Annotated in this window: 11 protein-coding genes; 1 reads left to right on the forward strand and 10 read right to left on the reverse strand. The window is 65.8% G+C overall.

Annotation, left to right across the window (positions count from 1 at the left end):
• Window positions 1-230: 230 nt before the first annotated feature.
• From OEJ37_RS32100 to OEJ37_RS32115, 4 genes are all read right to left on the reverse strand, one after another.
• Window positions 231-986 carry an ABC transporter ATP-binding protein gene (locus OEJ37_RS32100; protein WP_174418308.1) on the reverse strand — a complete coding sequence of 252 codons (756 nt, stop codon included), beginning with the start codon at window positions 984-986 and terminating at the stop codon, window positions 231-233.
• A complete protein-coding gene (locus OEJ37_RS32105) occupies window positions 986-2,770 on the reverse strand; it encodes an ABC transporter permease subunit (protein WP_174418309.1) in 1,785 nt (594 codons plus the stop codon). The genes OEJ37_RS32100 and OEJ37_RS32105 overlap by 1 nt, the downstream gene beginning before the upstream one ends.
• Window positions 2,771-2,774: 4 nt before the next feature.
• Window positions 2,775-3,830, reverse strand: coding sequence for a branched-chain amino acid ABC transporter permease (locus tag OEJ37_RS32110; protein ID WP_174418310.1), 1,056 nt, complete (start codon window positions 3,828-3,830; stop codon window positions 2,775-2,777).
• 200 nt (window positions 3,831-4,030) lie between these two features.
• The gene (locus OEJ37_RS32115; RefSeq protein ID WP_263348991.1) at window positions 4,031-5,188 is read right to left on the reverse strand and encodes an ABC transporter substrate-binding protein; all 1,158 of its coding nucleotides are present in this window, start codon (window positions 5,186-5,188) and stop codon (window positions 4,031-4,033) included.
• Window positions 5,189-5,412: 224 nt separating this feature from the next.
• Between OEJ37_RS32115 and OEJ37_RS32120 the strand changes: the two genes are divergently transcribed.
• Complete coding sequence (locus OEJ37_RS32120; protein WP_263348993.1) at window positions 5,413-5,811, forward strand: hypothetical protein; 399 nt, start codon at window positions 5,413-5,415, stop codon at window positions 5,809-5,811.
• A gap of 491 nt (window positions 5,812-6,302) precedes the next feature.
• On the opposite strand, the gene OEJ37_RS32125 is transcribed toward OEJ37_RS32120, so the two are convergent.
• From OEJ37_RS32125 to OEJ37_RS32150, 6 genes are all read right to left on the reverse strand, one after another.
• Window positions 6,303-7,277 (reverse strand): branched-chain amino acid ABC transporter permease, encoded by a 975-nt coding sequence (locus OEJ37_RS32125; protein WP_174418363.1) that lies wholly within the window; start codon window positions 7,275-7,277, stop codon window positions 6,303-6,305.
• Window positions 7,277-8,161 (reverse strand): branched-chain amino acid ABC transporter permease, encoded by an 885-nt coding sequence (locus tag OEJ37_RS32130; RefSeq protein ID WP_175920665.1) that lies wholly within the window; start codon window positions 8,159-8,161, stop codon window positions 7,277-7,279. The genes OEJ37_RS32125 and OEJ37_RS32130 overlap by 1 nt, the downstream gene beginning before the upstream one ends.
• Before the next feature lie 147 nt (window positions 8,162-8,308).
• Window positions 8,309-9,508 (reverse strand): ABC transporter substrate-binding protein, encoded by a 1,200-nt coding sequence (locus tag OEJ37_RS32135; protein ID WP_174418312.1) that lies wholly within the window; start codon window positions 9,506-9,508, stop codon window positions 8,309-8,311.
• A gap of 77 nt (window positions 9,509-9,585) precedes the next feature.
• On the reverse strand, window positions 9,586-10,341 hold the full coding sequence (locus OEJ37_RS32140) for an ABC transporter ATP-binding protein (protein WP_263349000.1): 756 nt from the start codon (window positions 10,339-10,341) through the stop codon (window positions 9,586-9,588).
• Window positions 10,338-11,117, reverse strand: a complete 780-nt coding sequence (locus OEJ37_RS32145; RefSeq protein ID WP_006477266.1) for an ABC transporter ATP-binding protein — start codon at window positions 11,115-11,117, stop codon at window positions 10,338-10,340. The genes OEJ37_RS32140 and OEJ37_RS32145 overlap by 4 nt, the downstream gene beginning before the upstream one ends.
• Window positions 11,118-11,558: 441 nt before the next feature.
• The gene (locus tag OEJ37_RS32150; RefSeq protein ID WP_263349002.1) at window positions 11,559-13,244 is read right to left on the reverse strand and encodes a GMC family oxidoreductase; all 1,686 of its coding nucleotides are present in this window, start codon (window positions 13,242-13,244) and stop codon (window positions 11,559-11,561) included.
• Between the last annotated feature and the right edge of the window lie 337 nt (window positions 13,245-13,581).

Raw genomic sequence — 13,581 nt, forward strand, 5'->3', positions numbered from 1 at the left:
GAATCCAGCCTGTGGGCCAAGCCACTATCAACTGCCGAGCGAGACGACGGATCATCACCCGTACTGTGGACAGCTTATCCCGCCGCCGCACAGAACTTCCGACCGTTCCCTGGACACTTATCCCCTGACCACGAACCACCGAGCCATCAAGCACTGCTCCAACCCCACAAACAAAAACGGCGTGTTTCACGTGAAACACGCCGTCCGTTTCCCGCAAACCGCCGCGACTATCAAGCCGTCTTCTTCGCCAATCCGAGGTACGTTTCGATCACGCGCGGATTCTGCGCAAGTTCGGCCGCCGGCCCTTCCAGCGCAAACTCGCCCGTCTCCAGCACATAACCGTAGTCGGAGATCTGCAACGCGGCCCGTGCGTTCTGCTCGATCAGCAGCGTCGCAACGCCCGTGCCGCGCAACGCACTGATGATATGAAAGATCTCCTTCACGATCAGCGGCGCGAGCCCGAGGCTCGGCTCGTCGAGCATCAGCAGGTCGGGCTTGCCCATCAGTGCGCGGCCGACCGCGAGCATCTGCCGCTCGCCGCCTGACAGCGTGCCGGCCGCCTGTTTGCGCCGCTCCCTCAACCGCGGAAACAGCGCGAACACGTGATCGAGCTGGTCGAGGAAGTTCGATTCACCGGCCTGCTTGCGCCGATATGCGCCCAGCACGAGGTTGTCCTCGACCGTCATCGTGCTGAACAACTCGCGCTTTTCCGGCACGAGGCACATCCCGCGCGCGACACGCTGCTCGACCGGCAACGCGCCGACGTCGTTGCCGCGATACACGACTGCACCCGACGCATGCCCGTTCACCGGCAGCGCACCCATGATCGCGTTCAGCAGCGTCGATTTGCCTGCGCCGTTCGGGCCGATCACGCTGACGATCTGCCCCGCACCGACCTTGATCGCCGCGCTGTGCAGCGCCTCCACTTTCCCGTATCGGACCGCCAGCCCGCGCACTTCGAGAATCGGCATCGTCGTGTCCGTCATCACTCCACCCCGCCCAGATACGCTTCGAGCACCGCCGGATCCTGCTGCACGTCCTGCGGCAGCCCTTCCGCGATCCGCGTGCCGAATTCCATCACCACCAGCCGGTCGGTGAGGTTCATCACGAAATCCATGTCATGTTCCACGAGCAACACGCTCATGCCTTCCGCCTTCAACCGCCGCAACAGGTCGGCGAGCTGCTGCTTCTCCTGGTAACGCAGCCCGGCGGCCGGCTCGTCGAGCAGCAGCAGCGTCGGGTCGCAGCACAGTGCACGCGCGATTTCGAGAATCCGCTGCTGGCCGAGCGCAAGGCTGCCCGCTTCGTCGTACATGTGCTTTTCAAGCCCGACGCGGCGGATCTGGCGTGCGGCTTCGGCCAGCAACTGCGCTTCCTCGTGTGCATTGAGCCGCGCGATGCTGCGCCAGACACCGGTTTGGCCGCGCAGATGCGCGCCGATCGCGACGTTCTCGAGCACCGTCATCGCCGGCAGCAGTTTCACGTGCTGGAACGTGCGGCCGATGCCGCGCCGGACGATCTGGCGCGACGTGAGCCCGTCGATGCGCTCGCCGCGGAACGTGATCGTGCCGCCCGTCGGCTTCAGCACACCCGTCACCAGGTTGAACGTGGTCGACTTGCCGGCGCCGTTCGGGCCGATCAGTCCGATGATCTGCCCTGCTTTCACATCGAAGCTCACGTCGTTGACAGCCACGAGCCCGCCGAACTGCTTGCGTGCGTTGTCGACGACGAGCAGCGGCTCGCCGGCCGCGGGCTTCTCGCGCTGCGGCAACGGATCGGCATGCTCGGGCACATGCGCGCGCGGCCCGCGCGGGAACAGCCTCGCGACGAACGGCCACACGCCCTGGCGCGCGTACTGCAGCAGCAGCACCATCAGCACGCCGAACACGATGATCTCGAAGTTGCCTTCCGAGCCGAGCAGCTTCGGCAGCAGCGTCTGCAGGTAATCCTGCAACACGGTGAGGATCGCCGCGCCGAGCACCGCGCCCCATACGTGCGACACGCCGCCGACCACGGCCATGAACAGAAATTCGATCCCGTGGTTCAGGCCGAACGGGGTCGGGTTCACCGCACGCTGCAGGTGCGCGTACAGAAAGCCCGACACGGCTGCCAGCACGGCCGCGTAGACGAAGATCACGACGCGCATCCACGCGGTGTTCACGCCCATCGCCTCGGCCATCACGCCGCCGCCGCGCAGCGCGCGGATCGCGCGGCCCGGCCGGCTGTTCAGCAGGTTCTGCACCGACACGATCGCGGCCAGCACGACGGCCCAGATCAGGAAATACAGGCTGCGGCCGCTTTCGAGTGCGATGCCGAACAGGTTCAGCGCCGGAATCCCGTTGATCCCGTCGTACTTGCCGAGCAGTTCGAGGTTGCCGAACAGGTAGAACAGCGCGAGGCCCCACGCGATCGTGCCGAGCGGCAGGAAGTGCCCGGACAGCCGCATCGTGACCGCGCCGAGCACCAGCGCGACGAGCGCCGTCAGCACGACCCCGACGATCAGCGCGAGCCACGGCGACACGCCGTACCGCGTCGTCAGGAACGCGGTCGCATACGCGCCGATCCCGACGAACGCGGCCTGCCCGAAGCTCGTCATCCCGCCGACGCCCGTCAGCAGCACGAGCCCGATCGCGACGATCGCATAGAGGCCGATGTAGTTGAGCAGCGTGATCCAGTACTCGGGCACCTGCAGCACGCCGGGCAGCACCGGCAACGCGAACAGCACCACGAGAAACACCCAGAAGGTCTTGTTGCGTACCATCGTCTTCATCGCGTCACTCCTCTTCCTCTTCCGTGTGCGGCGACACGAAGCTCCGCCACAACAGCACCGGAATGATCAGCGTGAACACGATCACCTCCTTGTATGCGCTCGCCCAGAACGACGAATACGATTCGAGCACGCCGACGAGCAACGAGCCGGCGGCCGCGAGCGGATAGCTGACGAGGCCGCCGATGATCGCGCCGACGAAGCCCTTCAGGCCGATCAGGAAGCCCGAGTCGTAGTAGATCGTCGTCAGCGGGCCGACGAGGATCCCGGACAGCACGCCGAGCCCTGCCGCGAACGTGAACGCGAGCCGCCCTGCTTCGGTCGTGCCGATGCCGACGAGCCGCGCGCCGAGCCGGTTCACCGACGTCGCGCGCAGCGCCTTGCCGGCGATCGTGCGGCCGAAGTACACGTACAGCGCACCGATCAGCACGAGTGCCGTGACGACGACCAGGATGCTCTGTACCGACACCGTCATGCTTCCGATCGACAGCGACGCATCCGAGAACCCGTTGGTGCGCGAGCCTTCCGCGCCGAACATCACGAGCCCGAGGCCGACCATCGCGAAATGGACGGCGACCGACACGATCAGCAGCAGCAGCGTCGTGCCTTCGGCGATCGGCTGGTACACGAGCCGGTAGACGAACGGCCCCATCGGCACGACGATCGCGAGCGTCAGCGCGATCTGTGCGAGCATCGGCATCGGCTGCGCGGCAAAACTGCGCGTGATCGCGAACACCGCGAGCGGCAGCAGGATGTAGCGGCTGCCGAGCGTCGCGAGCGTGCGGCCGAGTTGATGGCGGCGTTCGCGATGCCGGATCAGGCCGCCGACTTCGAGCAGGAAGCACGCGACGCCCATCACGAACAGCAGCCAGCAGGTGGCGGGGAATTTCTGCGCCTGCAACGCCGCAAGCGTCAGCGCACCGTAGGCGACGAATTCGCCCTGGGGAATGAAGATCACCCGCGTGACGGAAAACACCAGCACGAGCGCCAGCGACAGCAATGCATAAATGGCGCCGGTCGTGATGCCGTCTTGCGCGAGGATCGCCGCAATCGAGAGATCCATACGTGTCTTGTATCGAGAATGCTGCGGAAAAACGGCGACGGGAACGGCCGGAGCGCACGGACGGCAAGATCGGCGCGTCAGGCGCCATGCGGCGGGCCCCGGCGGTTCCATGCGGCACGGGCGCGGCCCGTCAGGCCCGGCGCCCTGCCGACGGCGTGCACGGCGCCGTTCGCGCCGCGCACGCCGCTTTCACGTGATGCTTACTCGGCCTGCAGCTTCCACTTGCCGTCGACGATCTGCACCATCACGCGCGCACGCGTGTCGAAGCCGTTGTGATCGGTCGCCGTCGTGTTGATCACACCGTGCGACACCGGCAGGTCCTTCACGCTCTCGAGCGACGCGCGCAGCGCCTCGCGGAATGCCTCGGTGCCCGGCTGGCCCTTCTTCAGCGCTTCGGGAATCGCGCGCTGCAGCAGCAGCCCCGCATCCCACGCATGGCCGCCGAACGTCGCCAGCGAGCCCGCGCCGTAGGCCTTCTCGTACGCGGCCTTGTAGCCGAGCGCCGCCTTCTTCACCGGGTTCGAATCCGGGAGCTGGTCGGTCACGAGCACCGGGCCGGCCGGCAGGATCTCGCCTTCGCAATCCTTGCCGCACACGCGCAGGAAGTCGTTGTTCGCGACGCCGTGCGTCTGGTAGACCTTGCCCTTGTAGCCACGCTCCTTCAGCGTCTTGGCCGGCAGCGCCGCCGGCGTGCCCGAACCAGCGATCAGCATCGCATCCGGATTCGAGCCCATCAGCTTTAGCACCTGCCCCATCACCGATGCATCGGTGCGGTTGAAGCGCTCGTTCGACACGATCTTCAGGCCGTTCTTCTCGGCCGCCGCGCTGAACGTCTTGTACCAGCTGTCGCCGTACGCATCGGCGAAGCCGATGAAGCCGACCGTCTTCACGCCGTGCTTCGCCATGTAGCCGGCGATCGCGTCGGCCATCAGCTGGTCGTTCTGCGGCACCTTGAACATCCACGCGCGCTTCGCGTCCATCGGCGCGATGATCTGCGCGCTCGCCGCGAGCGAGATCGTCGGTGTCTTGCCCTGCGACACGGGGTCGAGCATCGCAAGCGAGTTCGGCGTGACGGACGATCCGATGATCGCGTCGACGTGGTCTTCGTCGATCAGCTTGCGCACGTTCTGCACCGCGCGGCTCGTGTCGGATGCGTCGTCGAGCACGATGTACTGCACGCTCTTGCCCGCGATTTCCTTCGGCAGCAGCGCGATCGTGTTCTTTTCCGGAATCCCGAGCGAAGCGGCCGGCCCGGTGGCCGACAGCGTCACGCCGATCTTCACCTGCGCCGACGCCGTGGCCGCCGCGCACACGAGGCCCACGGCAAGCACGGCCTCCATCCATCGATTCATCTTCATTTACGTTGTCTCCAAACGCTGCTCGAAAAATTCGCGGGTCGCTCGGGCGGCTCCCGTTCCCCAAACAAGTTAATAATTTAACTATCTCGTCTTGCCACGCCTACGCTCGTTTTCCCGTGAAACGCCGCCGCCGCAGCAGGATCCCGACGGCACGGCGCATGCGCGTACATCGCGGCCGACACGTTCGCTCGATCGCCACGATGTGCAGCAGCAGTGTCGTCAGGATGAAGAAGGCAAAGAAATGCGGGATCGTGCGGGCGATCGATGCGTGCGCAACGATCGCCGGAAGGTGCGCCGGCCTGGCTCGGCCCGGCCACGCGCGCCGGCGGCGAAAGATCGGGAAAGCGGCAGCTCATGCCGAGACGGGTGCGAGCGCAACGACCGGCGAAGGCGCCATGCCGGCGAATCGCGCCGAAACGCGCGTACCGGCCGCAGGACGGCTCGGGAAGGTCGGGAAGTACCGATGCGCACCCAATGACGAACGAGCGGCGCCAGCCGCCCTTCCTGCCCCGACCCATCGTCCTGCGCTGCTCATCCAACCGTACTCCCTCTTCTGCATTGTGCTTGTAGGAGAACTGCCGACCGATTTTCCCGACCGCGCGGTCGGCGAAAGCCAAGTGTAACGGACGCGTTTCGCGCACGCCAACCGGGTAAGCCCGGACAGCCTGCGCATTGCAACGCGCCGTCTGCGACCGGATTGCGGGAAAGGGAAAAACGGGGGACGCGGCGAAGCGCGGAAAAGGCGCGGTGCGAATGCAAGCGCGGAATATTGCAATTGCGCAGGCCGATGCACCATCGGTGGAAATCCGTGCACGCAAATGAAAAAGCGCTGTTGGATTCCGTCCAACAGCGCTTTGGGGTCCGGGCACTTTGTGCCTCGATTGTCTCCTCGTTCTCCACCTGCAAATTCGTTTCGCGGTGCATCAGAACTGAAACGAATCTTAAAGAGGCTTAAGCACCACGGCAACTTAGCATTTACCCCTATGGTGCATCGCCGCACGAAAATGGGGCACCAGTCTGCCGCGCAGCGCCGGCCCGAGCCCGTCGCGACGCCCTTCCCGAGGGCGTCGGATGGTGCTTCGCATCAACGTGCCGCGACGCGCGCGGCACGCGCTCAGGACGCCCTCAGCGGCTTGATCCGCGCGACCATCTCGCCGACGATGCCGCGCCGGAACGCCAGCACGCACGCGATGAAGATCAGCCCGGTGACGATCGTCGCCGATTCGCCGAGCGAATGGAACCATGCAACGCCCGTCGTCGACGCGAGCCATTCGCCGATGTCGCCGAGCCGGTCTTCCAAAGCAACGATCAGCGCTGCGCCCAGCAGCGGCCCGAACAGCGTGCCCATCCCGCCGACGAGCGTCATCAGCACGACGAGGCCCGACATCGTCCAGTACGCGTCGGAGAGTGTCTCGAAACCGAGCACGAGCACCTTCAGCGAGCCGGCCAGCCCCGCGAGCCCGGCCGACAGGATGAACGCGAGCAGCTTGAAGCGATCGGTGTCGTAGCCGAGCGAGATCGCGCGCGCCTCGTTCTCCTTGATCGCGACGAGCACCTGGCCGAACGGCGAATGCACGACCCGCACGATGAACGCGCACGCGGCGACGACCACCGCCAGCACGACGTAGTACAGCGCGACGTCGTTCGACAGGTCGAGCAGCCCGAACAGGTGGCCGCGCGGCACGCCCTGCAGGCCGTCCTCGCCGTGCGTGAACGGCGCCTGCAGGTAGATGAAGTAGACCATCTGCGCGAACGCGAGCGTGATCATCGCGAAGTAGATGCCCTGCCGCCGGATCGCGAACAGCCCGACGACGAGCCCGAGCAGCGTCGCGGCGACGGTGCCGACGAGCACGCCGAGTTCCGGCGTGAAACCGAGCGTCTGTATCGAATAGCCGGTCGCGTAGCCGGCGGTCGCGAGGAACATCGCATGGCCGAACGACAGCAGCCCCGTATAGCCGATCAGCAGGTTGAACGCGGCCGCGAACAGCGCGAACGTGAGCACCTTCATCACGAACACCGGATACGCGCCGATGAACGGCGCGGCGAGCAGTGCGGCGAGCAGCACGCCGTAGAGCACTTTTCTCTGCATCATTTTTCCTTGCCGAAGAGGCCCGCCGGGCGGAACAGCAGCACGATCGCCATGATCACGAACACGACGGTGGCCGACGCTTCGGGATAGAACACGCGCGTGAAGCCCTCGATCACGCCGAGCATCAGGCCCGTGACGATCGAGCCGAGGATCGAGCCCATCCCGCCGATCACGACCACCGCGAACACGGTGATGATCATCGGCTGGCCCATCAGCGGCGACACCTGGATCACCGGCGCGGCCAGCACGCCCGCGAATGCGGCGAGTGCAACGCCGAAGCCGTAGGTGAGCGTGATCATCATCGGCACGTTCACGCCGAACGCCTCGACGAGCTTCGGGTTCTCGGTGCCCGCGCGCAGGTATGCGCCGAGGCGTGTCTTCTCGATCACGAACCACGTCGCGAGACACACCGCGAGCGACGCGACGACGACCCACGCGCGGTAGTTCGGCAGGAACATGAAGCCGAGGTTGGTTGCGCCGGAAAGCTGCGACGGCACGTCGTACGGCTGGCCCGACGCGCCGTAGATCGAGCGGAACACGCCCTCGACGACGAGCGTCAGGCCGAACGTCAGCAGCAGCCCGTACAGGTGATCGAGCTTGTACAGCCAGCGCAGCATCGAGCGCTCGATCGCGATCCCGAACGCGCCGACGACCAGCGGCGCCAGCACGAGCATCGCCCAGTACGGCAGCCCGAAATACGACAGGCCCATCCATGCGAGCATCGCGCCCAGCATGAACAGTGCGCCGTGCGCGAAGTTGATCACGTTGAGCAGGCCGAAGATCACCGCGAGCCCGAGGCTCAGGATCGCGTAGAACGAGCCGTTGACGAGACCGAGCAACAGCTGGCTCAGCATCGCCGGCAACGGAATGCCAAAGATTTCCATCGAATCTGCCGCCTGTCAGAATGAGGTTCGTTGCGCGCGCAACCGTCAGGCACTGCGCGCGCATGCGGCGCACGGCAGGTGCGTGCCCGGCGCACCGCCCGGCCCGCCGCCGTGGCACGCATCAGGCCGCGCGCCACGGCGCCGCGCTTACTTCCACATCGCGCAGCGCGTTTCCTGCTTGGTCGTGAACGCCTGTTCGCCCGGAATCGTCGCGAGCACCTTGTAGTAATCCCAGGGCTCCTTCGATTCGGACGGCTTCTTCACCTCCATCAGATACATGTCGTGGATCATGCTGCCGTCCGCGCGGATATAGCCCTTCGCGTAGAAGTCGCTGATCTTCGCCTTCTTCAGCTCGGCCATCACCTTGTCGGAGTCGGTCGTGCCGGCGGCCTGCACGGCCTTCAGGTAGGTCGTCACCGACGAATAGTCGGCCGCCTGCAGGCTCGACGGCATCTTCTTCATCTTGCCGAAGTAGCGCTGCGCCCACTGGCGCGATGCCGCATCGCGGTTCCAGTACCAGCTGTCGGTCAGCACGAGGCCCTGCGTCGTCTCGAGGCCGAGGCTGTGCACGTCGTTGATGAACATCAGCAGCGCGGCGAGCTTCATCGTCTTCGTGATGCCGAATTCCTTCGCGGCCTTGATCGCGTTGATCGTGTCGCCGCCCGCATTCGCGAGACCGAGGATCTGCGCCTTCGACGACTGCGCCTGCAGCAGGAACGACGAGAAGTCCGACGCGGACAGCGGGTGCCGCACGTAGCCGAGCACCTGGCCGCCGTTCGCCTTCACGACATCCGACGTGTTCTTCTCGAGCGCCTTGCCGAACGCGTAGTCGGCGGTCAGGAAGAACCACGACTTGCCGCCCTGCTTCACCACCGCCGAACCGGTGCCCTTCGCGAGCGCCATCGTGTCGTACGCGTAGTGGACCGTGTACGGCGTGCACTGCTCGTTGGTCAGCGTGTCGGCGCCCGCGCCGATGTTGATGTAGACCTTCTTCTTCTCGGCCGCGACCTGGTTCATCGACAGCGCGGTGGCCGAGTTCGTGCCGCCGACCAGCAGGTCGAGCCCGCCGCGGTCCATCCACTCGCGCGCCTTCGACGCGGCGATGTCGGCCTTGTTCTGGTGATCGGCATAGACGACCTCGATCGGCTTGCCGAGCACCTTGCCGCCGAAGTCGGCGACCGCCATGCGGATCGCCTCGAGGCCGCCCTGCCCGTCGATGTCCGCGTAAAGCCCCGACATGTCGGTGATGAAGCCGATCTTCACGGTATCCGCGGCATGCGCGGCGCCGGCAGTGAACGCGGCGGTCGCGAGCGCGAGACAGGCGTGTGCGAGGGTCTTCATTTTCATTGACGTCTCCTGTTGTTCTGATGCGTTGTGGTTATTCGAGGGCCGCCACGGCTAGCGGCAAGGGAAACGGGGCGGCGTCACACCCCAAGCAGGTCGTGCAGCGTCGGCATCTTGCTTTCCAGTTCGGCCGCGCGGAAATGCTCGACGATGCTGCCGTGCTCCATCACGTAGAAGCGATCGGCAAGCGGCGCGGCGAAGCGGAAATTCTGTTCGACCATCACGATCGTGTAGCCGCGCGCCTTCAGTGCGACGATCATCCGCGCGAGCGTCTGCACGATCACCGGTGCGAGGCCTTCGGAAATCTCGTCGAGCAACAACAGGTTCGCGCCGGTGCGCAGGATCCGCGCGACCGCGAGCATCTGCTGCTCGCCGCCGGACAGTCGCGTGCCCTGGCTCTGCCGGCGCGACGCGAGGTTCGGGAACATCGCGTAGATCTCGTCGAGCGACATCGCATGCTCGCGCGACCCGATCGGCGGCGGCAGCATCAGGTTTTCCTCGCACGACAGACTCGAGAAGATTCCGCGCTCCTCCGGGCAGTAGCCGATGCCGAAATGCGCGATGCGGTGCGTCGCGAGGCCGATCGTCTCGTTGCCCGCGACCTTGATCGACCCGCTGCGGCGGCCCGTGAGGCCCATGATCGCGCGCATCGTCGTCGTGCGGCCCGCGCCGTTGCGGCCGAGCAGCGTGACGACCTCGCCGCGATGCACCGTCAGGTCGACACCGTGCAATATGTGGGATTCCCCGTACCAGGCCTCCAGGCCCGTGATCTCCAGCGCGGGCGTACCGCTCTCGACGCCGCTCAATTCGCGTTCCTCCCGTTCGCTGTGCTTCATGCGTGCGCCCCCGCGAGCGCCGCGTCGGCGCTGCCCATGTAGGCTTCGATGACGAGCGGATTCTTCGACACCTCCGCATACGAGCCTTCGGCCAGCACCTCGCCGCGTTGCAGGACGGTGATCGTGTCGGAGATGCCCGCGATCACGTTCATGTTGTGCTCGACCATCAGGATCGTGCGGCCGCTCGCGACCTTCTTGATCAGCGCGGTCACGCGGTCGACGTCCTCGTGGCCCATCCCCTGCGTGGGCTCGTCGAGCAGCATCAGTTCGGGTTCCATCGCGAGCGTCGTCGCGATCTCGAGCGCACGCTTGCGGCCGTATGCAAGCTCGACGGTCGGCACGTGCGCGAAATCGGTGAGGCCGACCTGCGTGAGGAGATCCATCGCGCGGTCGTCGAGCCGCTTCAGCGTGCGTTCGCTGCGCCAGAAATGGAATTCGGTGCCGAGCGCGCGTTGCAGGCCGATGCGCACGTTCTGCAGCGCGGTCAGGTGCGGGAACACGGCCGAGATCTGGAACGAACGGATGATGCCGCGCCGTGCAACCTGCGCTGGCCGCTCGTCGGTGATGTCGATCCCGTTGAAGACGATCTGGCCGGCCGTCGGTGTCAGGAACTTGGTGAGGAGGTTGAAGCAGGTCGTCTTGCCCGCGCCGTTCGGCCCGATCAGCGCGTGGATCGCGCCGCGCCGCACACGCAGGTTGACACCGTTCACGGCGGTGAAACCCCTGAATTCCTTCGTCAGTCCGCGTGTTTCCAGAATCGTGTCGCCGAGAATCATGTTCCCTTCCGTACGAAGTCAGGCGAAGCACCGGGAAGCGAGGTGCAAGCGACCGCGAACAGGTCAGCGGATCAGCCGGCTGCCCCCGGGCGCCGTGGTACGCCTCGAGGGTGGTCTCCCGCGCCGACGCGTATGCACATTGCGCAACATTGTCGCGCCGTTGGTGCAGTGCAATCATCGGGATTTGCACTTATAGGGCTGGCCGCCATCGCGCATGCGGCCATGCACGGTTTTTCGCCACGCTTTTTTGACATGTGCATCATCGATTGATGATCGCTCGCAAGGCCCGGCATACGCGCAACGAAAAAACCGCGCACCTTGCATGGATCTTGCCGGTCGAACCGCTGCGACCGGCATGGCTAATACAAGGGCAGCTTGTTTCGCATATCGAATCAGCGCTTGGCCGCATGACGGCCCGCTGTCGCGCGTGTCAGCGTGCCGTCATACAGCCGTCACCGTGGCCCCCGTTCGCACCGGCGTCGCGTCGTGCGCCGCGCGGCGATCGGCACGGATCATGTCGCTCGCGCGCTCGGCGATCATCAGCGTCGGCGAATTGGTGTTGCCCGACGTAATGAACGGCATCACCGATGCATCGACGATCCGCAGCCCCGCGATGCCGCGCACGCGCAGCCGGCTGTCGACCACCGCGCGTTCATCGTCGGCACGCCCCATCCGGCAGGTGCCCACCGGATGGAAGATCGTCGTGCCGACGGCGCCGGCCGCTTCGATCAGTTCTGCCTCGGTCCGATACTGCACGCCCGGCAGGATTTCCTCGGGGCGATAGCGCGCAAGCGCCGGCGCGGACGCGATCCTGCGCGTGAGGCGCAGCGCGTTCGCGGCGACATGGCGATCATGGTCGGTCGACAGATAGTTCGGCGCGATCGCGGGCGCGATGCCCGGATCGGCGCTCGTGACATGCACGCTGCCGCGCGACGTCGGCCGCAGATGGCAGACCGATGCCGTGAATGCGTTGAAGCTGTGCAACGGCTCGCCGAAGCGTTCGAGCGACAGCGGCTGCACGTGGTATTCGAGATCGGGGCGCGTGAGCGCGGGATCGTCTGGATCGGATTTCGCGAACGCGCCGAGCTGCGACGGCGCCATCGACATCGGCCCGCGCTGCAGCAACGCGTATTCGGCGCCGATCATCAGCTTGCCCCACCAGTGCGCGGACAGCGTGTTGAGCGTGCGCACGCCTTCGACGCGAAACGCCATCCGCAACTGCAGGTGATCCTGCAGGTTTTCGCCGACACCCGGCAGATCCTGCACGACGTCGATACCGAGCGCCTGCAGCCGCCGGCCGCAACCGATACCCGACAGTTCGAGCAGTTGCGGCGAATTCACGGCGCCGGCCGTCAGCAGGACTTCCGCACGCGCACGCGCGACATAATCGGTGCCGCCGCCGTGATACTCGACGCCCGCCGCGCGCCGCCCTTCGAAGATCACGCGCTGCACGTGCGCGCCGGTGATCACGGTCAGGTTCGGGCGCGCCATCGCGGGCCGCAGGAACGCCTTCGACGTATTCCAGCGCACGCCGCGCTTCTGGTTCACCTCGAAATAGCCGACCCCGGAATTGTCACCGCGGTTGAAATCGTCGGTCGCCGGAATGCCCGTCTGCTGCGCGGCCTGCGCGAACGATTCGAGGATCTCCCAGCGCAGCCGCTGCTTCTCCACGCGCCAGTAGCCGCCCGCGCCGTGCGCGTCGCTCGCGCCCGCATGGTGATCCTCGCTGCGCTTGAAGATCGGCAGCACGCTGTCCCACGACCAGCCCGCATCGCCGGTTTCCTGCGCCCAGCTGTCGTAATCCTCGCGCTGGCCGCGCATGTAGATCATGCCGTTGATCGACGAGCAGCCGCCCAGCACGCGGCCGCGCGGATACGACAGCGCGCGGCCGTTGAGCGCCGCTTCGGGTTGCGTCTTGTACAGCCAGTCGGTGCGCGGGTTGCCGATGCAATACAGATAGCCGACCGGTATATGGATCCAGTGATAGTCGTCCTTGCCGCCCGCTTCGAGCAGCAGCACGTGGATGTCGGGATCCTCGGTCAGGCGGTTCGCGAGCACGCAGCCCGCGGTGCCCGCGCCGACGATCACGTAATCGAATTCGCCTTCGAGCGTGCGTTGAGTAGTCACTGCTTGTCTCCTGTCGACCAGCGTTAGTGCTTTAGCACTTACGCTGGTCCCATGGCGTGGCTGGATGGAGTTAGCGCTTCAGCGCTTACTCCATCCCCACGGCGGTCGACCCGAGTTAGTGCTTTAGCACTTACGCTGGTCCCATGGCGTGGCTGGATGGAGTTAGTGCTTCAGCGCTTACTCCATCCCCACGGCTGTCGACCAACGTTAGCGCTTTAGCGCTTACGCTGCTCCCATGCAAAGTTCGTTGTTGTGCGCCGCGCAAGTGCCTTAGCGCTTACTCGGGCCCCATGGTGTGACTGGGCGGAGTCCGTGCTTTAGCACTTACGCTGGTCCC

Source organism: Burkholderia sp. BKH01 (genome assembly GCF_025685725.1).
Classification (GTDB): domain Bacteria; phylum Pseudomonadota; class Gammaproteobacteria; order Burkholderiales; family Burkholderiaceae; genus Burkholderia; species Burkholderia pyrrocinia_C.

Coding starts and splice junctions, on each gene's coding strand:
- OEJ37_RS32100 (WP_174418308.1), bottom strand. CDS start 986: ATGACGGACACGACGATGCCGATTCTCGAAGTGCGCGGGCTGGCGGTC.
- OEJ37_RS32105 (WP_174418309.1), bottom strand. CDS start 2,770: ATGAAGACGATGGTACGCAACAAGACCTTCTGGGTGTTTCTCGTGGTG.
- OEJ37_RS32110 (WP_174418310.1), bottom strand. CDS start 3,830: ATGGATCTCTCGATTGCGGCGATCCTCGCGCAAGACGGCATCACGACC.
- OEJ37_RS32115 (WP_263348991.1), bottom strand. CDS start 5,188: ATGAAGATGAATCGATGGATGGAGGCCGTGCTTGCCGTGGGCCTCGTG.
- OEJ37_RS32120 (WP_263348993.1), top strand. CDS start 5,413: ATGAAGAAGGCAAAGAAATGCGGGATCGTGCGGGCGATCGATGCGTGC.
- OEJ37_RS32125 (WP_174418363.1), bottom strand. CDS start 7,277: ATGCAGAGAAAAGTGCTCTACGGCGTGCTGCTCGCCGCACTGCTCGCC.
- OEJ37_RS32130 (WP_175920665.1), bottom strand. CDS start 8,161: ATGGAAATCTTTGGCATTCCGTTGCCGGCGATGCTGAGCCAGCTGTTG.
- OEJ37_RS32135 (WP_174418312.1), bottom strand. CDS start 9,508: ATGAAAATGAAGACCCTCGCACACGCCTGTCTCGCGCTCGCGACCGCC.
- OEJ37_RS32140 (WP_263349000.1), bottom strand. CDS start 10,341: ATGAAGCACAGCGAACGGGAGGAACGCGAATTGAGCGGCGTCGAGAGC.
- OEJ37_RS32145 (WP_006477266.1), bottom strand. CDS start 11,117: ATGATTCTCGGCGACACGATTCTGGAAACACGCGGACTGACGAAGGAA.